Origin of the sequence: Pseudomonas baetica, from assembly GCF_019733355.1 — a bacterium.
GTDB classification, from domain to species: Bacteria; Pseudomonadota; Gammaproteobacteria; order Pseudomonadales; family Pseudomonadaceae; genus Aquipseudomonas; species Aquipseudomonas baetica_A.
The window spans coordinates 103,757-124,906 of record NZ_JAIHLQ010000008.1 but is presented as its reverse complement, the minus strand read 5'-3'; the positions used below and the strand labels follow the sequence as shown (position 1 = coordinate 124,906).

Below are 21,150 nucleotides of genomic sequence, written 5' to 3'. Positions count from 1 at the left end.
TGATGCGCAGATCTGCGGTGACATCGGGAGCCTTCCATGGGCGAGCAATTTCACATGTCTGCGGACCCAGACCACCCCTACGACTTGTGATGAACCCAGTAAATAATTTCCGCTCAAATTTTGTACACACACATTTAGTGCTGATCAAAGTTTGTACAAATACACTCTTCCCTGATCAATTTTTGTCCAAATGTTTTTGACGCACGGAGCAATTGCTCACGCCCTATCCAACCGACTGAAGGAAAGTGGCTCGTCGAAAACCCACCTGCACCGCGGCTTTTATGCACCTAGTAGATTTTTTTGAACCACTTTCGCTCGTTTGCGATCTTTCATGATGTCCGTTCTCAAGTTTGAGATGGATGGGGCGATACAGGTGTGACGTGTCATGCAGTGATGGTTTTTTCCTATTGTGATGAAGCCATTTTGCCATGTATGATCCGCGAGCAACTGTCCGCTATGGGATTGGAGTTAAGGTAACAAATACCGCTTCGCTCGTAGCTGACTAAGATGTCAGCATTTTTTGCTGTCACAAATCGCCACCTTTTTAGGGATGGCATCAGGCTGAAGGTCGGTTGGCCTTTTATCCAGATGGAAGCCTGTGTTGGAATTTTCGACTCATATTGGAGATGAACCTGTAATGGCTACTACTTCCGCACAAGTACAACAGCTGTATGTCGCTTACCTTGGCCGCGCCGCTGACAAAGCTGGCCTGGACTACTGGATGGCTGAACTGAACGCTACTCCAGCTGTTCTGACTCTGGAAAACCTGCGCGCTAACTTCGTAAACGATCAGCCTGAATACGCCGACGCTTATGCCGGCCTGTCGCGTCAAGACACCGTTATCAAGATCTACAACAACCTGTTTGGCCGTACTCCGGATGCAGCTGGCCTGACCTACTGGACCACTGGCGCTGGCGCTTCCGTCAATGCTGACCAACTGCTGACTGCTTTTGTTAACGGCGCAAGCGCCGCAGACGCTAAAGTGCTCACCAACAAGGTTCTGGTTTCCGAGGTCTACACCTCCGCTGCCGGCGCAAACTACGTTAAAGCCGATGCTGTTGCTATCCTTGATGGCGTTGATGGAACTTCGGCTTCTGTTGCAGCTGCTATCGTTAAGCTTGAAGACGGCAGCCTGTCGGGCATCGCTATCCCAGCTGGCGTTGCTGCTCTGAAGGCTGATGCTCTCGCTGACAAAGCTGTACTTGATTTCGAAGCTAGCAAGGTTACCGAACTGACCGATTTGAACAAAGCGGTCGTTGACCTGAACGCTTCTTCTGGCAAGAAAATCACTCTGGAAGATTTGGTTGCTGCAACTCCAGGCCAAGATCAGACCTATGCTAACGTTGATCAAGCAATCAATAACGCTCTTGACTTGCGTGAAGCCATTGGCGCATCGACCAGTGTCTTGCAAGCCCTCGCTGGCCAAGCAGCTACTGATCTGATCGCGACCCGTGCTGCTTACACTAAAGCAGAAACTGGCAACGTAGATAAGGCTGTTGCTTTTGAAGCAGCTCTGACCGCCGCTACTGGCCTGAAGGAAGCAGACGGTGCTGCTGTTAGCTCTGCCACCGCTAAGACTGATGTTGACTTCAGTGCTGCAAAAGGCGCAACTGGCGGTACTGATGCCCTGGCAAAAGCAAACACTGACGCCGGTCTGACTGTTCCAGTCACCGACGCTGCTACGCTGTACACCGCTTTGACTGACAAGACCAAAACTCCTGCTCAAGTCGAAGCAATCTCCAAGGCATTCTCTACTTTCCTGAACAACTCCACTGACTTCGGCACCTTGAAGTCTTTGGCTGCTACCGATTACGCTAAAGCCGTTGCCGATCAGGCTGTAACGGATACCGCTGCTGAGATTACTGGCGCTACCGGTAATGCTTTCAAACAAGACGTAAGCGACAAAATCGCTGCTGACAAAACTTTGGCTGATGCAAAAGCTGCTGACGCTCTGGTTGTCAAAGCTCAAGCTATCGCTGATGGTCATCAAGCCTTGGAAGATGCTGCTGATGCAGCAGTAGTTCCTAACTACGTCAAAGATTTGGGCGCTAGCAACTTGGGCGGTACTGGCGCTGACCTGTTCCATTTTGCAGCAAAAGTTACAACCGATGACTTCACAATCGGCAATGCTACTGCTTCGACTCAGTTCAACAAAGGTGACGCGCTTTACATCGGTGAAGGCTACAGCCTGAATTCCACTGCCACTTATGATGCTACCACCGGTCTGTTGACTGGCGGCAAAAACGGCACTTTGGAAGTATTCTTCATCAAAGACGCTGGTGTAGTTAAAGCTGTCGTTGAAGCTTCCGATTTCGGCAGCTCGACTGTAGCGACCGGCAGCCTGGCCGGTTCGAGTGCAGATCAAGTTTCGGTCATCACTCTGACTGGTGTTACCGACATCGCGCAAGTTTCCTTCGCAAATGGTGTTATCAGCCACGTAGCTTAAAAGCCGCGTGATTGACAACTGCGGCGCGCTTCAGCGCGTCGCAAGTTGAATTAAAAACCCGCCCTTCAAAGGCGGGTTTTTTATTGTCCGGATTTTTATTGATTCAGTGAGTAAAAATAAACGCTGAAAAAAGGGCAAAAAAAACCCGCATCCTCCGTCGAGGTGCGGGTTTTTAATTATATCAACATCGACTATTGGAGACAGTCGACGCCACTTTACATGCAATGCGCAGCAATGGCAAGTCGACACCACGAACAATGGGAGACGCGTGCCACAATCTTATGCTCTCGGGTTCACGGTACATGCGCGAAGAAGATGTGATGCCCGAGCCTCAGCATGGGCGTGGCGCCCTCGGTCCATTTCGGAGCCCTTGGCATCGTGGTGGAGTAATAATGTGTCGCACCGCCTGTAGGGTCAGGCGCCGTGCCGGCGATCACATGATCAGCAGCAATCTGCGCGCGCGCGAACTCACGAAGCGGGATCTGCTTGGCGCCACTCAAGTATGGATAGTTCGGATCGTTCTTATTCCAGCAACTGAACTGCCATGGCTTCAAGCATACGCCCGCGTAACCTTCCCCCCACCAATCCGGTTTTCCATCGTTGTGCAGGTCCATTTCCACGCGATTGCGGATGGTCCAGGCTACGGCTATCTGGCCGATGAGATCCTCACCTCTAGCTTCACCCCAAAGTGTCCGAGCGAGGATGTCGCGGTCTCTTTCAGTTACGGTCATACGTTCTCCAGACAAAAAAAAGCCCGCGCAGTGGCGGGCTTCTCTCATAATATTTTCCAAGGGCTGTTTATAAGGCGCCCCATCCAGGCATGGACAATAAGCCTGGCTGCGCAGCGTACGAGGTATACAAAAATCCAGCGATTAATAGTCCAGAAAGTACGGCGACGAAAAATCGATGCATCCTCACTCCTTGAGTTGTTCAGCCTTCCCAGTGAAAACATAGCCGTATGATATCACTCGATTATCCCTTGATCCTCGCCGTTCATCTGGACTAGGATCCTCCCCACGTTCTCCCGTATTAAAGGGTGCAGGAGAAAATAGAAACCCCGGCGAACAGCGAACCGCCGGGGTTTTGCTTTCGCTTCCGTGCTGGTAGCATTGCGGCAAGTTCTGGATGTTCCCCATCTGAGAAATAGAAGCCCTGGTGATTACAGCTCACCGGGGCTTTGTCTTTTCAGTCACCAGACGAAGAAAACCCCGAACGCGTCGGGGTCTTGGTGTAGTGCTTGGCGCCGCCTATCCTGACACCCAGCCAGAATAAATAGGCTCTCCATCGAGCGACCCCTTCTGCCCGCAACGCCCGATACAACACCGCGTCTGCCTCCTCGCGGCTGAGCTCACCATTTTCGTATAGCCAGTCATGCACCGTGGCCGCGTAGTTGCCGTACCCCGACACCAGCGCGAACAGCACGAACAGGAAGGCATTGTGCAGAACCTTGATGCTGGCAAAGTCAGTGACGAAGCCGGCCGGTACGATGATCGTGCGTTGATCGTCATCGGCCAGCACCAGGTCATCGAGCAGCTTGTAGGTTCGGCGGTCGGTCTGGTCGGTTTTCAGCGTGGTGATAAATCGGCTCATGCGGGCCACCCCTCCTCGAGCATTTCGGCGGTGATCGAGCCGTCGGCCACGAACCCAAGCAGCTCCGCCTCGCGATCAAAGCAACTCTGCACATGTGCCCGGACCATCGAAGCGACACCGAGGATCTGCTGACCGGTCAACTCAACGAAACCAGTCGAGGTTTTCCAGTGCAGCGAATACGCAGGATCGATTATCGCTTGAACAGCCGCGCCGGTGATCAGGCCTTGGCTGTCGCGGCCGGTGTCGAGTGGCAGGCCTTCGACGGTGGTGCCCGCCGTTTCAGCGGTGTAGCGGCGGGCAGCAATAAGCTCCGGCCAGTTAGGAGCCTGAGCAGGCTCAGGGGCTGCCGACAGTTTTTCCCAGTCGCTGCCGGTCCAGCGCGCTACCTGAGTACCGGTCAGCTTCGGCGGTTTGGTCGGTGTGCTTCGCATCGGAAGTGCGCCGGTTTCGTCGACTTCGACATCCCCGGTATATATGCCGCGTTCATTCCACACAGATAAAGTAATCATGCTGATGCCCCCAAGGCTTTGATATAACTTTTTACCCCCTGAACTATTGGCATCGCGGGTAGCTGGAACTGTGTTGCGGGATCGTAGGAGTAAGGGAGGCCGCGGTAAATCGCGTTAGTCGACGGGGCGATGATTATGTTAGAGCCGGCGTGCGCGATAATAGGCATGTTCTGCGACGTTATAACTGGTGAAAATACAGAGTCTTTATACACGTACTGCGTTGTACTACCACCGAAGCTCACAAAGAAGGCTCCCTCCATAGCGATTATCGCGTTGGCGCCGGCTGTCGTACCCATTGGGACCAATGCGAACCCCGCACCGTTGTTCGTACTCAGGTAAGTATTCGTATTCCCGTTAGTCCCGCCAATAAGCCATGTCCCCATCTTGTTGGTGGCGATAGCGGCAATTCCAGAGGCCGGGGCAGTTAGCGCTGCCCATGTCTGCCCGTAGTCCGTGCTTCTTCGCAGCGTGGTGCTACTGCTGATAATCACAATGCCGGCTTCATCACTCCCTATGGCAGTGATGCCGATAGAGCCACCCCCATGTGCTGTAGGGGTCCATGCTGTCCCGTTATTTGTCGACACTAATACCGTAGTATTTGCAGCGCCACTTGTAGCTATAAATACGTTACCGCCCGCGTATGCAAGCTTGTTAACCCCGCCGCTAATGGTAGGGACTGTGATATCGCTCCATGTTAGCCCATCGTCTGTGCTCCTTTTCCCCGTCCCGTAAGATGGTATGGCAAGCCACAGACCCGCACCGTTAGTAGCTAATGCAACCGGAGTTATTCCGGTAGCCGTACCAGCCACCCAAGTGGCCCCTTTATCCGTACTGCGGTACACCGTACCCGTACTGGTAATAAACAGTGAAGTGCCGTTAACACCTGATGCGACATTGTTTGGTTGAACAGGGACGGAGATCGTCTGCCAATTAGAGCCGATACTATTACCGACCAAGCCTACCGCGGCAAAAAGCGCGGGGTATGCCGACTGCAAGCGAATCGAGCCATCAGCCGGAAGCCAGAGCGCACCCGGATTTCTAGCGCCGGTAAAAATGTCACCAACCTGGAAAGGTTCCGCCCATGCCAGAGAGGTCCCGTTCGGAGCAATTGTTAGGACCTTGCCGGGCGCGCCACCAACCCCAGGCAATACCGGAAGTCCGAGGCCCCATTCAACCGCCAAACCATTAGCCGTAACGCGGAGCACTCTATAAGCATTGCCGACCAGTGATGGCAAGCCCGCTGCTGCGCCCGCGGCAGCGGCAGCCGCCTCGGCAGAGTTCTTAGCGCTAACTGCCAGGGTTACCTGATTCGCAGCCAAGGCCACTTGCGCTGCGCCATTGTTGGTGGCATCGATGGCCGACTGGGCAGCGGCGTTCTTCGAGGCGTTCGCGGCGGTGGCGGAATTGGCAGCAGCCAACGCAGAAGCAGCGGCAGCAGCAGCCTGGGCTTGCGCCTCGGTCAATTGCCCGGCCATCCATTGGGTGGCAATGTTGACCTGCACAACCATCGGCTGCAGCGCACCGGCCAACGCATCCGCCTTGCTAGAAAAATCGGCGGAACCGTCCGCCCGCGTCGGCGCCGGCGGCAGGTTCGAAATAACAGGTACGGCCATCAGATAACCCCTTCAACAGTAATGGAGCAGTCGGAAACAGTCGGGCCCGAGAACACGATCTGAAAGTCTTTGTAGAAGCCAAAAAGGATGGTGGCCTCGTACGATTCTTCGCCGATCCACACCACCGGCGTGGCGCGCAGATCAGCCAGAAGGCGCCGAACGCGAGTCACCTCGGATGTGTCCAGCGCGATGTCGAAATCAGCTCGGTTGGAGAACGAGCGCTGAATGACTACGGTGTTGCCGAAGTCGTCGGTGGATTTGCGGCTGTAGTCGTTGATCCCGACCGAGCTGCCATACAGTGCCGTGCCGATTTGCTTCACAGCACCGATCACCACATGACCAACCGCTGCCACCTCGGCTCCGGCATCGATGGTCAGTACGATATTGGCCGAGCCGTAAGCCGGCATATCAAGCACCACAACGTCAGTGCGAATGCCGATTGGCTCGAAAAACCAGTCGTACCAGTTAGTCACTCCAGCATCGACCAAGCTGATCTCTTTGCGGTACACCTCCCCTTCCAGTGCATCGACCATCGAGACGGTGACCGACTTGCCCTTGAGGTTGAACAAGGCCAGGGAGTTGACCACCGCCCCCGGCTTGATCGTGACTTCAATCGTGCCGGGGTTGGTAGTCAGCGACTCCACCTTGTTGTCGAACATCCGCCAGCGATTGGTAGAGCCCAGATCTAGCCACTTGGCAGGATGATCCTTGTCGATCACCTCTTCGCCCGGCTTGACTCCAGCCGGGACGGCGGCCAGCGCTTGGTAAATGTGGTGATTCCAAATCACCTTGGTATCGATATCGTAGGCAGTGGTCGAAACCCATGCCGCGAAGTCCGTTTCAGGCACGTTGCTGCTGATCAACTTGGCCGGTGTTATTTCAACCGGCTTGATGAGTCTCATAGGGCGTAATCCCTTTCTTTTGGCGCACCTTCGGTGTCCCACTTCTGAAGCAGCGAGGCGACTTGCTGATTGGTCTTGGCGATCTGGAACCGCTGCGATTTGTTTTCCTCACGCATCTGCTTGAGTTCGGACAAGAGCGCAGCGTTATCTCCGCCACCCCGCAGCATTGACGCCGTCTGGTTGGCATTGAAAATCCGGCTCGGGCCTGTGACCTCCAGCTGAGGCCCTGATTCGCCAATGCCACCACCAGTTGCGAAGGCCGGGACCAGTCCGGCATTCATCTGATCGAGTAGACCGGTACCGAACATGCTCACCGCGGACGCTTGCATGACGTACTCGCCATTCGAGAGCCGGGCAAAAATGCTGTCGCTGGTACCGGTGCCAGGACCGGAGACAAGGCCACCGGTGGCATAACCCGCCTTGACCTTCTCATTGCTGTTCAGCTTGGCCGCATTGGCGACGGCCTGAGCAAGTTGATCGAGGGGCACGTTGCCGCTAGCCACCTGACCTAACCAGTACTGCTTGCCGGCGTCATCCGCATCGCGGCCGAGCACATCCTTATAGACCGAATCAATGAAGGTACCGTTGGTGGCGGCCGAGTTGGTTGTTCCCTTCCCGCCCATGCCTGCCAGCGCCGCAACCACCGCCGCGTTCATCGCATTGATGGCCGCCGTAACACCCATGACCGAGTTGTCGACGCCGTTGAGCGCATCCATCTGCGCCTGGGCGAAGGCCAACTGCGAATCGAACTGAGCCATCTGAGCGTCATACGCCGCCTTGGCTAGCTCGATTTGCGTCTCCAATCCCTTCAGCGACTTCTCTGCAGTGGTGAGCTGCTTGCCATTGATGCCGTTCAGCTCGGCCACGACGTTAGCCGTGCGCCCCTGATCCCGGGCGAAATCCTCCATGGAGCCGTACAGGTCAGTGTTGTTATTGCTGACGGTTTCGAGCGCGTCTTCCAGACCGGTGAAGCCTGACAGCGACCCACCGGAGCGAGCCGTGGCCAGAGCGCTTTGCAGCGTGGCTTGCGCCTGGGCTCGCAGCATCTTCACGGCGTCATCCGAATCGCCGCGCAGAGCTTTGAGTGCAGCACTCAGATCATTGCCAACAGATTTCAAGCCAGTGACGTTTTCCGTCGCGGTGCTGACCATGTCGTTCAGCGAAGTGACGCGAGCGTTGTAGGCTTCGGTCGTAGCCTTCTGCTGGGCAGAGATGGCGCGTTGTACGGCGCTACTGGCCCCAGTCACTGCACCCATCAGCGAATCGATAATGGCCTGAGCCGCCTCGGCCGCTTTCTGCTGCGCCTCCGTGGCCCGCTGCTCGAGGATAGAAAACGACTGCGCAGCGCTACCAGACAGGCCGGTAAGCGTGACGTACATCTGCCGACCCGACTCGGTTGTCCGATCCAGCGCTTCGACCATGTCCCGATACGCATCACGTGTACCCGGCAGCTTCACGCCCATCGCTTCGAACTGCTTGTTCACTGTCGACAGCGCGTAGTCGGCCTTTTCCGTGTCCGTGTAGAAATTCTCGAAAAAGGAAATTTCTCCGGCTTTCAGGGCTTCCAGCCCGCCCGCCATGGCAATCAATTGCTCAGCCATAAAGCCCGTGCTGACCGACACGTCGTACAGCTTCAGACCCAGCATGTCGAAAGAGTCATTGACGCTGTACAGGTTGTTGACGAACGTGGTCAGCGCCTCGAAGTTGTAATTCTCCAGGCCGGAGTTGGTCGCCGCATTGATCGCCGAAACGGCTGAGTCACCCAAGCCAGAAAACCACTTGTCCAGCTCCTCCTGGATCGCTTCCGGCGTCTTGCCCTGGGTGCTGATCTTGGTGGCCGCCACGTTCAGCCCGTCGAAGACCGACTCGCTGAGTTGAACGCCGAGTGCCGAGAACAACCCCATGGAATTGAGGATCTTCTCGTTATAGGCGCCACCGAGCGAAGCGGCCGTGTCTGCATCCAGCTCGCTGTAGCGCGTGCGCTTCTTGCTGCTGGAGAACAGGCCGCCTTTCTTCTTCTGGTAAATGTACTGCTGAGCATCGAACTCGCCATCTTCCACGCCGAGCGAGATACCGCCGTCCTTGGTTTCCCAAGCGCCGCCGAACAGCTTCTTGCCCACCGCACCCCAAACCGCCTGGTGCAAGGTTGATCCGCTGATGATTGCAGCCAGCTTGCCACCCACCAGCTTGCTGTTGATTTTGTCGGTCAGCTCCATGATTCCGGATTGCAGGGCAATCGGTGCCATGGTGGCCTTGCCCAGCGCAGTGTCGCCGCCAGTGGCCTGCATCTCGCTCATGCTTGGGCGAACCCCGGCATCGTACAGCTTGCCGGACTGGTACATGCCCATGATGACTGCCAGTGGCCACATTGCTGCTGCACTGCTGAGTGCGCCCGAGATTGACGCGGCAATACCTTGAGAGGCCGCCGCCGTGGTCGCACCGGCCACGCCGATGTTCGTGCCTATAGAGGCCGCACCCTCGGCAATAGCGCCCTGAAGTGCAGCCGCCGTGATCCCTTCGGCGCCCACCGTCGCAGCGGCAGCAGCGGCCTGAGCAGCAGTCACCCCAGTCAAAGCGGCGGTAGTCGCAGCAGTCCCGGCAGCGGTCGCCCCCGTGATAGCGATATTGCCGCCAATCAAGCTGGTGAAACCACCACTCAATGTGCTGGCGATGTTGGAAAGCATGTTGCCGTAGTAGCCTGCACCGCCCGAGATTGCGCCACTGACACCGCCGGACGCGTAGCCCGACGCAATGGAAGATCCGACGCCAGTGAGATTGCTCCACGCCGAATACAGGTTTTTGCCGAGGCTGACCATGCCACCCCAGCCGTTAGCATCGCCCGCGGATCCGCCCTGACCCGTTGCGCTACCAAGAAGCTTGCCCCATACCGAAGATAAGCCCTGGCCGTTGTCGGAACCAGTCAGCCAGTTGCTGATCGAGGCCAGCAGGGGCTTGGTGGTGAGCATGTGAGCGATTTCGCCCAAGGTCTGCTTGAAACCTTTCTTCAGGTTATCCCACAGGCTTTCCGCACCGCTGCCAATGTTGCCCCAAGCACTGGCAAAGGCCTCGTCGATACGATCGATTGCGCCCTCGGTCATCTGCCCCCAGATCGTGGCCTTGCTGCGGTTGACCTCGTACTCGTTGCCAAGCTTGGCGAGGGCATCCTGGTAGCTCGCTGCATTCTTTGGATACAGCGCCATTGCAGCGTTGAGTGCTTCCTGATCAGCGGTGTAATCCTTGAGCAGCTTCGCCTCAGGATACAGGCGCTCCATGATTCCGCCAGCGCTACCTGCCTGCTGAACAAGTTTGAGCGCCTCCTTCTGCGCCTCGGTCGCAGCCAGCATTTGTTTATATTCTTCGCTGCCGACTTCGATGTTCTTGCCGGCAAGCGCAATGGTCAGCGCCTTTTCCGCGTTGTACGCAGCCAGCGCATCGGCGCCCATCAGGGTGGCCTTGGCTTGCGCAATCAAGTCCGCCGTTTCTTGTTGAAGGTTGTACGCCGACTGGCTGACGTTGAGCTTGTCCTGCGCGTCCTGTTGGGCCTTCAGTGCCTTCTCCACTTCCGCCCGTGCCGCCGCGCCGGTTTTAAGCAGGGCCTCTTCGACCTTTTGCTGAAGGCTGAACTCGCGGGATTTGTCCGTACCGGCCAGGTATGCCGCCGCCAAACCGGTGGCCGACTGGATGGCGATATCGGCCTGGGCCTTGAGGTCGGTAAGGGCCTTAGCCTGGTTTTTCGCTTCGGTCGCCGCTTCCTTAGCGGCACTAGTGCCGCTTTTGGTTGCCTTAGTGGCTGCATCGTCCGCAGCCTTCTGGGCGTCCTTCGCGGCCGCAACCTTAAGGATCTCGGCCGCCATTTCCTTGGTGAGAAGCTTGTTCTCGGAAATGAATCGATTAGCAGCCTCTACTGCGGTTTTGTCCTGAGAGGTCGCGAGCTGCTTTTGCAGCTGCTCCAGATATTTCTGGCCCACGCCAGCCGCTTCCGCCTTTGCCGCAGCGTTTTCACGCTCGGCCTGGGTGAGAGCGTTGGTTTCACCGGCTAGCTGAGAGACCGTATCCTTCAGCTTGGCGAGCTGTGCGGCCGCAGTTGCCGAGGAGGTGCCACTTTCCTCAATAGAAACTGCCATCTCCTCCGTGACACCAGGAACAAGCCGCAGCTCATCAGCCACCGCCTTCCAGTCCACTACGATGCCAGAGGCCTGGTCCTTTGACGCCTTGCGCACACGATCAAGCGCCGCCTGTGTGTCCCCTGGCAGACTAACCAACCCTGCCATGAGGCCGTCAGCCCCCGCAGCCCCCATGCTACGAAGGTCATTCTCGAATTTGTCGGCCATAGCGCCAGACATTTGAGCAACCTTGCTCTGCGTATCGGCGATATTTTCCTGAAGCCCGCGCAGAGTCACCGACTTTCCGGCACGATCAAGCTCGTTGAACCGCTTGGTAAGCTTTTCGATAGGGTCAGCAAGATCACCCAGCTTCTTTTCCAGATAGCCGGTATTGTCTCGCAGGGTGAGAAACGCAGTGGCTGCGCCAATGGCGAGCATCGCTATACCTGCCGGGCCACCCAGCAATCCGAGCAGAGTTCGACCAGTTCCAACGATGGCTCCCTGCGCTGCTCCTACCGCTGTCGTAGCGCGAGCTTCCAACATGCGAGCTTCCGCAAGCTGCAGCGACAGTTGCTTTTCAACTGCCATGCCGCTGATACGGGTCTTCGAGGCGGCAAGCTCCTTCTCTGCAAGGAAAACCGCCGTTTGCGCTTTTTGCTGATCGGCCTGGGCCGCGAGCAATATGGCTGTAGCTTGGGCTCGACGAGCCATCGCGTCGTCAATGGCCGCCTTCGTCGCAAGGACAGCACCTGCAGCCGACGCGGCAAGCCCGCGAGCATAAGCTGCGAGAGCACCGGCAGCAGCGACACCAGCAACCTCAGCAATTGTTCCGAAGTTCTCAGCCAGCACTGATATTCCGGACGCAAGAAGCCCAGTGCCGTCAGTTGTTTCGTTGAGCTGCCCGATGTACACAGTGAAAGCGTTGTTGAGCGCCACCATTGCATCGCGAACCGCTACGCCCATGCTGTCAGCGAGCAGGCCGTTCGCCTCAGCGCTCTTGCGCAAACCCTGAGTCAAGGTGTCGAGGCTGAGCTTGCCTTGCGCGCCCAGGCTTCGGATTTCCTCGGCAGACTTGTTTGTTGATTTTGAGAGAGTGTCGACAATCGTAGGCATCGCGGCGAGTATCGCCTGCCAGGAATCGGCCTCAACCTTGCCAGTCTGCAGCGACTTCGAATACGCATCGATGGCAGAGCTGGCCTTGTCAGCAGATGCCGAGTTTGTCACCAGAAGGTAGCTAAAACTGTCCATGACATCCATGGACTGGTCAGCGCTAAGCCCCATAGATCTAAGGCTGTCGGAGGTGCGGATGTAGAGTTCTTGCGCCTCTTCAAGTGGACGGTAGGTGCGATTTGCGGTGGCAAGCAATCGCTCTTGCACCGTGTTGTACTCGCCGAAGCTCTTGGTCGCCAGACCAATACGGTCGGACATCTGCGAGTAGGAGTCGGCAGTCTTGATTATGGTACCGATAGAAGCGGCGCCAATGGCAGCCGCCAAGGCACCCTTGATAAGCCCGCCAGCGCTTTGCGCGCTCGCCCCTGCGCGATCAAACGCAGAATCGATACGCCCAAGACTCGTATCCATTTTGCCGGCCGACTGCGCAACCGCCGCCTCGCCTCGGGCGATCTCCTGGCGGAGCTGTGCCGTAGTAGCCTCGATACGAATCAGCATGCCTTGAACGTCGGCGTCAGCCATTTACTTTCCTCCAGGCGAAAAAAAACCGCACAACGCGGTTTGGGTAAATCGGTGTCTAGTCTTTTTTCCTGCCCATGGCCGCAACACGAAACCCCATACGCGCTTCCTTGGCCACGGCCTTTCTGTCGATCTTGTCCTTCTCCCCACCACCGCCGAATGGGTTCGTGTCGATCAAGAACTGACGCTTCGAATCCCAGGCCATGACGATCTCAACGACGGGCGTGTTCCAAGCTTCGCTCGGCGACCACCCCAGCCAGCCGGTGGCTATGTTGAATAGCTCATCGACTACGCTGAGGTCGGGATCCCGCTTTACTCGTTTCCCGACTCGGCCTGCGCTTCCAGCTCGGCGTCACTTTTACCGGCAGGGTTCAAGAAACCTTTCAGGTACGGGATGACTTGGGCGCCGGCGCTATCGATCCCTTCCTCGAACACAGCTTCCTCGATTGGAGTGGCAGCATCTTTCTTGGCCAAATTTACGCCGGTACCGATCGCGACAATGAAGGCGATGGTAGACAGATTCGCAGTGCCCACCGATTGCATTGCAGGCAGGATGCCGCCAAAGCGACCTTCAATCGCTTTCATGGCTTTCAACGTAGGTTTCAGGGTGAAGACTTCGTCGCCGAGGGTGACTTCAACGGTGCCGTGGTTGGTCTTGGACATGGATATTTCTCTCTATCGAATGAAGAAGGGCTGACGCCGCAGGTTGCGGCGCCAGGTGAAGCCGACCGATTAAGGCTCGATGACCTCGTACACTTCGGAGTTGATACCCAGGGTCACGGTGCGCTTGAGCACGCCCTCGACACTGATGCCGGTTTTCTTGTTGCTCATGACCTTGGCAGCCATGTAGTCAGTTTCACCGTCGACGTATACGACCTTGATCGGATAGTCATAACGGGAGCGATCCAGGAACGCTTCGACCAACTTGAGCTGGCCAGCATCACCAGCATCGAAGCCGATGGACAGCTCGACCGACCCAGCATCGGCCAGGCCTTTCAGATGCTTCGCTCGGCCTTCCGCCAGGCCGGCAAAACTCACATCGTTGATGGTGTCGCCGTAATCGCCGATGCTTTCCATTTCACCGACTTCGACATAAATCAGGCCGGACAACAGGGTGATGGCGGCGGCATGATCTTTTGGCAGATCGGCAGTGAGGCGCGGACCGATGTAAATTCGCGTGCCAGCGCCGGTATTGATAGACATAAGCAGTCCTCCTGAGGACAGGTGATAAAGCCGCGTGGCGGCGTTGGTTCAGCGGTTTAGTGTTGGGTGATGATTCGCAGCGTGACGCTACCCATAAAGGTGACGCCGTCCGGCTCGCGGTTTGTTTGTTTGCGCTCGACGCGGATCGATACAACCCGGCCTGTAGTAAGCGGAAGAGGTCGTTCGTGTGTCGCCGCATCGATCTCGGCCATGAGGCGCTTTACTTCTTCTTGCCCTTTGAAGTCAGACCAAACAGACAAGTAAAAAAATCTGATGTCTCGGCGGCTCGCCAATGGATCGTTGTTGGTTGAGATTTCATAATCGAGCGAGACGTACGGAAAATCGGCGTTCATCGGCACGCTGTCGTAGACCGGGCAGGACACTTCCAATTCAAGCCTGTCGAACAGCGCAACCTGCAGCGCAAAGGATGGATCAGCCATTGCCCAGCTCCTCGACAGCGCGCTTCAGTGTGTTGCTGACCGCTTGATTGATGCTGGCCAAGATGAACTCCTTGTTCACGTCATAGGCCGGTCGCAACCAGGGGTGAGCGGGTCTAGCCGGAATATCCGGATACTTTCCGAAGAATGTTGCGCCGTCTGACTTGTTCGTTGGCCGCTTGTTGCGGCCGCCAGCTCGCTTGCCTTCGGTGTAACCTTTCGAGCCGCGCTCCACGATCCCTAGATAGAAAAACCGCCGGTTCAGCTTCTTCCCTCGAATCCCAACCTGAGCATCCAGTCCGCTCTTCGAGACAAAGGCTGTCAGCGCCGCCGCACCCTCACCGGTATCCTTAGGGATCAGCTCCTTCATCGTGGACAGAAGCTTGTCCGCCGCTTCCTGCATTGCAGGCTTGAGCTCGTTGTCGAGCTGGGTGTGGATATTGCGCAGCGTCTTTCTCAGCTTGAAGTCGCCGGACACTCGTGATCTGCGCGCAGCCATGGCTTACTCCTTGGCTGCCGCCTTTGGCTTCTTCGGCTTTTCGGTGACTGGTAGCGGCGCCGACTCAACAGGCACCGGCTCTACCAGCTTACGGTCGATCAAAGACTGGGCATCACCGGCACTGACAACAAACTCGTCGCCCGCGACCTTGCGACCCATGGGGCCAGAGATACTGGCCAAGGCACGTACTTTCATGTGGATAACCTCTAAGGGTTGGTGACGCTCGAGCACAACAGCCTGAGCATGGCGGGGTCCCGATCCGGCAGCGCTGCTACGATCAGATAGGTGCCCCTGGGAGATGCGATACGCATTCCAGCGACTACGTCGGGGCGGTACCGGATTTTAATTTCTGCGGTGACTTTCGCCTCAAGGCGGTCCGCCACCGGGGAAGTGCTACCGCTGGGAGTGGCGATCTCTGCCCAGATTTTGTCAACCTCTACCCAGACGGCCTCGCGACCGCCACCCGGGCGTTTAAGATCTTGAGACTGCATCAAGGAGCAGCGTTTGTTCATCGGGCCGGCTCTCATCAGAAGCGCTTCCTGTACCAGAGCAACCGTTCCACCGCGAGCGGCACGGCGGTTGAGATAGTCCCGATCACCACGGCCTCGCGGTTGGCGTACCAGTGCCCAACGAGCAGCAGTACCGCCTGCTCGACGTCCGGGGTGAACGCCATTTGCTCAGGACAGGTCGGCGCCGATTCGACGAGCTCGCGATCACAGTGCATGGCCACGTGCGCTTTCGCGGCTTCGAGGTAACCCGAAATGACCGCGTCCTCACCATCGCCATCGACCCGGAGATGCAGCTTTACGCGGTCAAGGTCGAGCATTTATTTGTTCTCGTTGGGCTTGGCGGATTTGTTGGCGGAGGGCTTCGCCTTCTCGACCAGGCCCTTCCCGATCAGTGTGTTTGCCAGTTCTTCGTCTTCGACGTCGAGAATCTGCCCGGCCTGAATACGGCCGCTGGCGGTTTTGAGCTTTTCAGGATCGCCTTCGAAGCCCCAAAGCACTTTCAATTCCATGGTGTTCTCCAACAAAAAAGGGGCCGTTAGGCCCCAAGGGATTGATCATTTTCCGATTCGAGTGGCTTACGCAGCCAGCGCGAAGCGACCTTTCACGAAGGCGAACTTCTTGCGAACAGCCAGGCCAAGACGCTCTTCCACCAGGATGGCGCGCTGGTTCTTGATGAAGTCGTCGTTGATCATGCCGACCTTAATGGTGAAGCCCATACGGTCGTAGATCCGTGCGCCCTGCTGGAACGAGCCGGTCAAGAACTCGCCACCAGTGGTTTCGCCATCGCCCTCGTCCATGCTGTCGGAGGCAACGACTGGGCGACCCCACAGCACCGGGGTGACCAGACCTTGCAGATTGGCGAACAGGTAGCGGTTTTCGCCGTCCTTCTGCAGCTCGATGTTCATCCAATCTAGATCGGACATAACAACGGCATCGGCCGGAAGCTTCGACTGCTTGCGCGCCTGGTAGATCGCACGGCGAACGGTATCGATGGCGGTGTCGCTGGCCTTGGTCAGAGCCGCATTGAATACGGTCGCCTGAGTCATGATGCCGTTCAGGTTGTTGCCGGTGCCGTCACCCTTCAGCAGCTGACCTTCGCGCTTCAACTCGAGATCGTAGCGCAACAGTTCCTGGATGTAGCTGTAGAGCTGAGGAACGTCGTCCAGTGCTTCATCGGTCACAGGCATCCAGACGGCGATCTTCTTGATCGTGTCGGTCACCTGCTCGAACGTCACATTGCTGGTCGGTTTGGCCCCACCTTCTGGCACCATCCCGGCACCCAGAGTGTGCAGCAGTTCGCGGAAGTACGTGAAAGCCTGGCCGGTCACTGGAGTGGTCGGGATCAAGTCACGAATCAGCAGATTCTGACGAGGAGCGCCTTGAATCACCGGATCGTATTGCGGAGCCACAAGGCCAGAGCTGGTGACCTTGGTCTCAGCCATCGCCGCCATGTCGGATTTGCTAACCTCGATCTCGGCCGAAGACTGATTTTTCTGAGCCAGCGCCTGGTACTTCTCGTTACCTTTGACGAAGTCGATGAAGCTTTTCTTCTCGCCGCCGGCCGCACGCAGCTTGACGCCCTTTTCTTCGAGCTTCTGAACCTGCTCGATGACGCGCTCGATCTCGCCTTTTTGGTTTTCGATCTGAGATTTCATCTCAGCGGTGACGGTGTTGCCCTTTTGCAGTTCATCGGCGACAGCGTCGTACTTCTTCTGCAAGCCACCGAAACCTTCTTTCAGTTGGTTTTCGAGCGAGCTTTTTACTTCTTGGATTTGATCGGTCATGGCGACACCTTAAAAAATTGGTCAAAAGTGCTGGAGAGTGTTTTCAGCTCTTCCACGATCGCCGTGGCCCCAGCGTCACCATCACGGTGCACTGCGGAATAGCCGAGCGAGGCGACTGCTGCCGCCTCCTTTTGGGAAAGGCCCATGCGGTCGCGCAGGGCCTTCTCAAAAATTCTGATGTCCGACTTAACGTCGGTAACCTGTGCCGCTGGGTTCATTCCGAACGGCACCAGCGAAGCCTCCCAGAGCTCCGCCTGTTTGATGATCCGCACGCTACGTCCCTCGCGCTCTTCATAGGCCGCGAGGATCGTGTTGAAACCGATGGACATGCTGTCTAGCGTGCCCTCCTTCATCAGTTCGTAAGCGTCACGGGCGTAGCTCACGGCCAAGTTGACCTTGCCCTTGATGTACAGGCCATGGTCGTCCTGACTGAACTCAGCGGAACCGACGAGCCGAGTCAGGTCATGGAACAGCGCCAGCTTCAAGCGGCCCGCACGGGTGGTCTTAACCTTCGTGAACGCACCCGGCAGAATCACGTCGTCACCCAGGTCGATGTTGTTGAATACCGCGGCGTAGCCCTCGAAGTTGCCGAGCTCGTCGCTGGCCTTTACTTCGAAGGGAACTTCAATCTTGCTTAGCATTGGTTTGCATCTCCCACCGGGTGACCCGGTCGTATTCTTCGCCAGCCAGAGGAGGAAGGTTTTCTTTGCGGCGGACTTCGTTGATGGTCATCCAGCCGGAGCCACCAGACCCGCCGAGAGCGCTACCGTAGTAGGTGGCCCGTCCAGCGCTATCGGCGCGCAGAATGCCCTCCACTACGAACTCGACGAACTGAGTCGTGCCGCCAAAGAGCTTGTCGTTGATCTCGTCCTCAATCGCCTTGATGTAGGGACTCAAGCCAAAGGTGATGAACCCGCTGGTCTGCTGCTCCAGGTTAGAACCCATGATTGAGGTCTTGCCCGCGCGGTTGGCCAGGTACAGCGGAACGCCCCAGATACCGGCAAGCGCCTCTTCCTGGAACTGCTGCGATTCGATGAACTGGCTGTCTTTCTGCGTCATGCCAGCCGGCACAATTTTCGGCCCGCCCTGCAACAACCCCATCTTGCCGATGTCTTCAACGTCGCCGTCACGGATCTTGGGGAATTTGGCGAGGACCTGCGCTTGTTGCTCCTCGGTCAGGAAGTTGTCGTAGATCACATAGCCGCCGGTGAAGCCACCTTTGCGCATGAACCGTGACGACCAGCTCTGAGCGGCCTTGGCCAAGCCCATCGCTTCCTTTTGAAATTCGACTGGGGACAAACCGTTAATGCCGTCAGCACTGAATATTTTGAAGTGCAGCATGAACTCGGGAGATACAGGGAAGCGCTGGCCGTTCGACGTCACCCAGTAAATGAGCTCGTCGTCAGTGTTCACTTCGACTGCGTCGGCACTCAACGGTATAAAGCCGATGAACTCCCCCGCATCGTTACGCTCGATAAGCGCGAACGCATTTCCTCGAAGCGCCATGTTGACGATGATGGCCTTGATGAAGTTGAGCATCGTCATGTAGGGGTTGGGCTTGCCCAGTAGCCGCGCCGCTCTGCTGTTGCCCTTCGCAAGCACCCGACCTGCTGGCAGATCGTCGTAAAGCTTTAGTGGAAGGCCAGATACGGTTTCGCTCAGTATTTTGATGCACGCCCAGACGATCGGGATGGCCATCGCTTTCTTCGGCGTTATCACCTCACCCGAGCGCGTCTCCCCGCCGATGTCGGTATTCACCTCGACGTACTGGCCCGTCTTTGGATCATTGAAGCCGAAGAAACTCCAGCTCATCGGGTTGTACCAGCGAGAAGCCATAGTGAGCCTATAGAAGTCCGGAAAATCCGTGTTGGAGGTAGTGGTCGAAATCGCCTTTGCTTTCCTCGACAGTTCCGAGGGTGGCTCCGAACGCCATCGCCAGTGCGGCCATGCCATCGATTCGACCGGTTGCTTTGTCCTTGGCAAACTTGCGCCCGCCTGCGGGGTCTTTCTGGATGACTGCGTTGGCCGCACACATGGTCAGCACCGGTGTCATACCGTGTCGTAGTCGTCCGTTCAGCAGTTCAGACTCCAGTGCGTCAATGGCTGGAGCCATGTCCTTGAAGCCCTGGCCGTACTCGATCAGAGGAAGATTTACACCTTGGGCTTCGGCGTCACGCTTGAAGAGATCAATCCGGTAGCGGTCGAATGCAATCGCCTGAATGTCACCGCCCAGGTCATTCAAGATCCGAGCGATGTCTACTGCCACGAATGCGTAATCCACTGTCGCGCCGGGAGTGGTGATCAGCAGCCCCTGCCTTACCCACACGTCGTATGGCTCGCGATCCCGCTTGGCTCGCTCCATCAGCCCCACTTCGGGAGTCCAAAAGAATGCCCAGGCGTTCCACTCCCCGTTGCGCTTACCGATCACAACAAACGCTGTAAGGTCAGTACGGAATGACAAGTCGAGACCACCGTACAGATCCAACCCATCCGGGCTGTCCGGCTCATCGCCGCATGATTCCCACACGCCCTTCGAGACGAATACCGATACGGTCGACACTCGCTGGTTGAGGCAAAGGTTTCGAAAGGTGTTCTCCGACGCTGGCATCCGGTCGGCACGCTCGGCCTGTTTCTCCAGATCCGGCAGGGACCGAAATGTCCCAAGTGCCGGGTTCGCCGCGCGCCAGGCAGCGGGGTCGGTGAGTTTGCAATCCTTCGGCGCCTCATAGACGTGACTGACGATGTGTGGATCCTTGGAGCGCGCAGCATCGTCAAGCCAGACGCTGAACAGATCGCTGTCCTGCGCCGCCTGGGTGCTGATCGCAATCAAGAGCGGTGCTTCATGAGCGCCCTGCGCCGTGGTGATCGCATCGATAAAATCGTTCTGCGGACCTCGCACCTGACCAACCTCGTCGAGGATAGCCAGCACGGGCGACAAGCCGTGCGTTGTCTTTCCCTCGGCCGCCAGGGCTCGGTACTCGACATTGAGCGGTGTGCCCAGCAGCTTCTTACCGCTCGGGTTGATATGCACCAGCGCCTGAAGATCAGGGTTCAGGTTGATCATCTTCACCGCGAGGTTAAACACGATCCCCGCCTGCTCCCGACTCATGGCGCCGGAAACGATCTGCGAGTTCTGTACGGCTTCAGGGCCGACCAGGTGAACGAGCAGAATGCCGGCGATCAAACCAGTCTTGCCGTTCTTCCGCGCAATGCTCAGATAGGCCGTGCTGGTCCCGGCCGGGTTGTCGTAGATCGCCAGAATGAACTTCTTCTGGAACTCGTCGAGCACCAGAGGCTGACCAATGTGCTTGCCTTCCGGAACCCGGCAATATTTCTCGATGAACGCAATGACGCGCTCGCCGCGAGTGCGGCGCCTGACCGCCATCAGTGCATAGCCCGGGGGATCAGGTCGTCATCGTCCTGTTCTTCGATGACCTTCTCGGCCTGCCGTTGCTTGGTGGCCTTTTTGCCCTGGTCCCGAGAATCACCCTGCGTGGCGTGAGCATGAACCTGCAGGGAGCGTGACAGCGAAACCGCGCGACGACTCAGTGTCTCCAGCAGCGTGTGACGTGGGTTGATCACCGGCGTACCTCTGTCGTTAGTGATGATGTCGCCCTCCGCGTCGATCTCACGTTGCAGCTTCTCGATGGTCGCCAAGCAGCGGGCCAAGTTTCCCGCCAAGATCAAATCGGAGTCGGTCCAACTGTCTTTGGCGCGGGCGCGGACAATCGCATCCCAGTAGGGTTGATCGCCATCGCGCAAGTGCACGGAGGCAGGTGGCTTGATCGGACCGGAAGATGCGGCCTGCATGGCGGCAACCGCCGACGACGAGCTATCAGAGCGGCTACGTCTGGCTGCCATAGAGT

21 protein-coding genes are annotated in these 21,150 nt (G+C 57.2%); 1 reads left to right on the top strand and 20 read right to left on the bottom strand.

Translation table 11 applies throughout. The annotated features are described in order from the left end of the window. The first annotated feature begins 637 nt into the window (after positions 1-637). The gene (locus tag K5E40_RS10110; RefSeq protein ID WP_221730589.1) at positions 638-2,446 is read left to right on the top strand and encodes a DUF4214 domain-containing protein; all 1,809 of its coding nucleotides are present in this window, start codon (positions 638-640) and stop codon (positions 2,444-2,446) included. A 293-nt stretch (positions 2,447-2,739) separates the two neighbouring features. Here the strand turns inward: K5E40_RS10110 and K5E40_RS10105 are convergent, their stop codons facing one another. From K5E40_RS10105 to K5E40_RS10010, 20 genes are all read right to left on the bottom strand, one after another. Then, positions 2,740-3,177 carry a cell wall hydrolase gene (locus K5E40_RS10105; RefSeq protein WP_221730588.1) on the bottom strand — a complete coding sequence of 146 codons (438 nt, stop codon included), beginning with the start codon at positions 3,175-3,177 and terminating at the stop codon, positions 2,740-2,742. Between the two features lie 454 nt (positions 3,178-3,631). Further along, positions 3,632-4,036: a DUF1353 domain-containing protein gene (locus K5E40_RS10100; protein WP_221730587.1), complete on the bottom strand. Its 405-nt coding sequence runs from the start codon at positions 4,034-4,036 to the stop codon at positions 3,632-3,634. Next, positions 4,033-4,545 carry a DUF4376 domain-containing protein gene (locus K5E40_RS10095; protein ID WP_221730586.1) on the bottom strand — a complete coding sequence of 171 codons (513 nt, stop codon included), beginning with the start codon at positions 4,543-4,545 and terminating at the stop codon, positions 4,033-4,035. The genes K5E40_RS10100 and K5E40_RS10095 overlap by 4 nt, the downstream gene beginning before the upstream one ends. After that, positions 4,542-6,158, bottom strand: coding sequence for a sialidase family protein (locus K5E40_RS10090; RefSeq protein ID WP_221730585.1), 1,617 nt, complete (start codon positions 6,156-6,158; stop codon positions 4,542-4,544). Before K5E40_RS10090 ends, K5E40_RS10095 begins: the two co-directional genes overlap by 4 nt. Further along, positions 6,158-7,060: a hypothetical protein gene (locus K5E40_RS10085; RefSeq protein ID WP_221730584.1), complete on the bottom strand. Its 903-nt coding sequence runs from the start codon at positions 7,058-7,060 to the stop codon at positions 6,158-6,160. Before K5E40_RS10085 ends, K5E40_RS10090 begins: the two co-directional genes overlap by 1 nt. Further along, positions 7,057-12,855: a tape measure protein gene (locus tag K5E40_RS10080; protein WP_221730583.1), complete on the bottom strand. Its 5,799-nt coding sequence runs from the start codon at positions 12,853-12,855 to the stop codon at positions 7,057-7,059. The genes K5E40_RS10085 and K5E40_RS10080 overlap by 4 nt, the downstream gene beginning before the upstream one ends. Before the next feature lie 55 nt (positions 12,856-12,910). Continuing rightward, positions 12,911-13,057: a hypothetical protein gene (locus tag K5E40_RS10075; RefSeq protein WP_215729522.1), complete on the bottom strand. Its 147-nt coding sequence runs from the start codon at positions 13,055-13,057 to the stop codon at positions 12,911-12,913. Between the two features lie 107 nt (positions 13,058-13,164). Next, the gene (locus tag K5E40_RS10070; RefSeq protein ID WP_024011547.1) at positions 13,165-13,515 is read right to left on the bottom strand and encodes a hypothetical protein; all 351 of its coding nucleotides are present in this window, start codon (positions 13,513-13,515) and stop codon (positions 13,165-13,167) included. Between the two features lie 69 nt (positions 13,516-13,584). Further along, positions 13,585-14,055, bottom strand: a complete 471-nt coding sequence (locus K5E40_RS10065) for a hypothetical protein (RefSeq protein ID WP_024011774.1) — start codon at positions 14,053-14,055, stop codon at positions 13,585-13,587. A 56-nt stretch (positions 14,056-14,111) separates the two neighbouring features. After that, the gene (locus K5E40_RS10060; protein WP_221730582.1) at positions 14,112-14,495 is read right to left on the bottom strand and encodes a DUF3168 domain-containing protein; all 384 of its coding nucleotides are present in this window, start codon (positions 14,493-14,495) and stop codon (positions 14,112-14,114) included. Then, on the bottom strand, positions 14,488-14,991 hold the full coding sequence (locus K5E40_RS10055) for an HK97-gp10 family putative phage morphogenesis protein (RefSeq protein WP_221730581.1): 504 nt from the start codon (positions 14,989-14,991) through the stop codon (positions 14,488-14,490). Before K5E40_RS10055 ends, K5E40_RS10060 begins: the two co-directional genes overlap by 8 nt. A gap of 3 nt (positions 14,992-14,994) precedes the next feature. Further along, on the bottom strand, positions 14,995-15,186 hold the full coding sequence (locus K5E40_RS10050; RefSeq protein WP_210702679.1) for a hypothetical protein: 192 nt from the start codon (positions 15,184-15,186) through the stop codon (positions 14,995-14,997). Between the two features lie 11 nt (positions 15,187-15,197). Next, on the bottom strand, positions 15,198-15,503 hold the full coding sequence (locus K5E40_RS10045; protein ID WP_210702680.1) for a phage head closure protein: 306 nt from the start codon (positions 15,501-15,503) through the stop codon (positions 15,198-15,200). A gap of 14 nt (positions 15,504-15,517) precedes the next feature. Next, positions 15,518-15,817 (bottom strand): head-tail connector protein, encoded by a 300-nt coding sequence (locus K5E40_RS10040; RefSeq protein ID WP_221730580.1) that lies wholly within the window; start codon positions 15,815-15,817, stop codon positions 15,518-15,520. Next, positions 15,818-16,009 carry a hypothetical protein gene (locus tag K5E40_RS10035; RefSeq protein WP_210702682.1) on the bottom strand — a complete coding sequence of 64 codons (192 nt, stop codon included), beginning with the start codon at positions 16,007-16,009 and terminating at the stop codon, positions 15,818-15,820. It abuts the gene before it with no gap. Between the two features lie 66 nt (positions 16,010-16,075). Next, positions 16,076-17,284 carry a phage major capsid protein gene (locus K5E40_RS10030; RefSeq protein ID WP_221730579.1) on the bottom strand — a complete coding sequence of 403 codons (1,209 nt, stop codon included), beginning with the start codon at positions 17,282-17,284 and terminating at the stop codon, positions 16,076-16,078. Continuing rightward, the gene (locus tag K5E40_RS10025) at positions 17,281-17,925 is read right to left on the bottom strand and encodes an HK97 family phage prohead protease (RefSeq protein ID WP_210702684.1); all 645 of its coding nucleotides are present in this window, start codon (positions 17,923-17,925) and stop codon (positions 17,281-17,283) included. Before K5E40_RS10025 ends, K5E40_RS10030 begins: the two co-directional genes overlap by 4 nt. Continuing rightward, the gene (locus K5E40_RS10020; RefSeq protein ID WP_210702685.1) at positions 17,909-19,120 is read right to left on the bottom strand and encodes a phage portal protein; all 1,212 of its coding nucleotides are present in this window, start codon (positions 19,118-19,120) and stop codon (positions 17,909-17,911) included. Before K5E40_RS10020 ends, K5E40_RS10025 begins: the two co-directional genes overlap by 17 nt. Before the next feature lie 7 nt (positions 19,121-19,127). Next, entirely contained in the window at positions 19,128-20,669 is a 1,542-nt protein-coding gene (locus K5E40_RS10015; RefSeq protein ID WP_221730578.1) for a terminase large subunit, read from the bottom strand. Further along, a complete protein-coding gene (locus tag K5E40_RS10010; RefSeq protein WP_210702687.1) occupies positions 20,669-21,145 on the bottom strand; it encodes a TerS protein in 477 nt (158 codons plus the stop codon). The genes K5E40_RS10015 and K5E40_RS10010 overlap by 1 nt, the downstream gene beginning before the upstream one ends. Between the last annotated feature and the right edge of the window lie 5 nt (positions 21,146-21,150).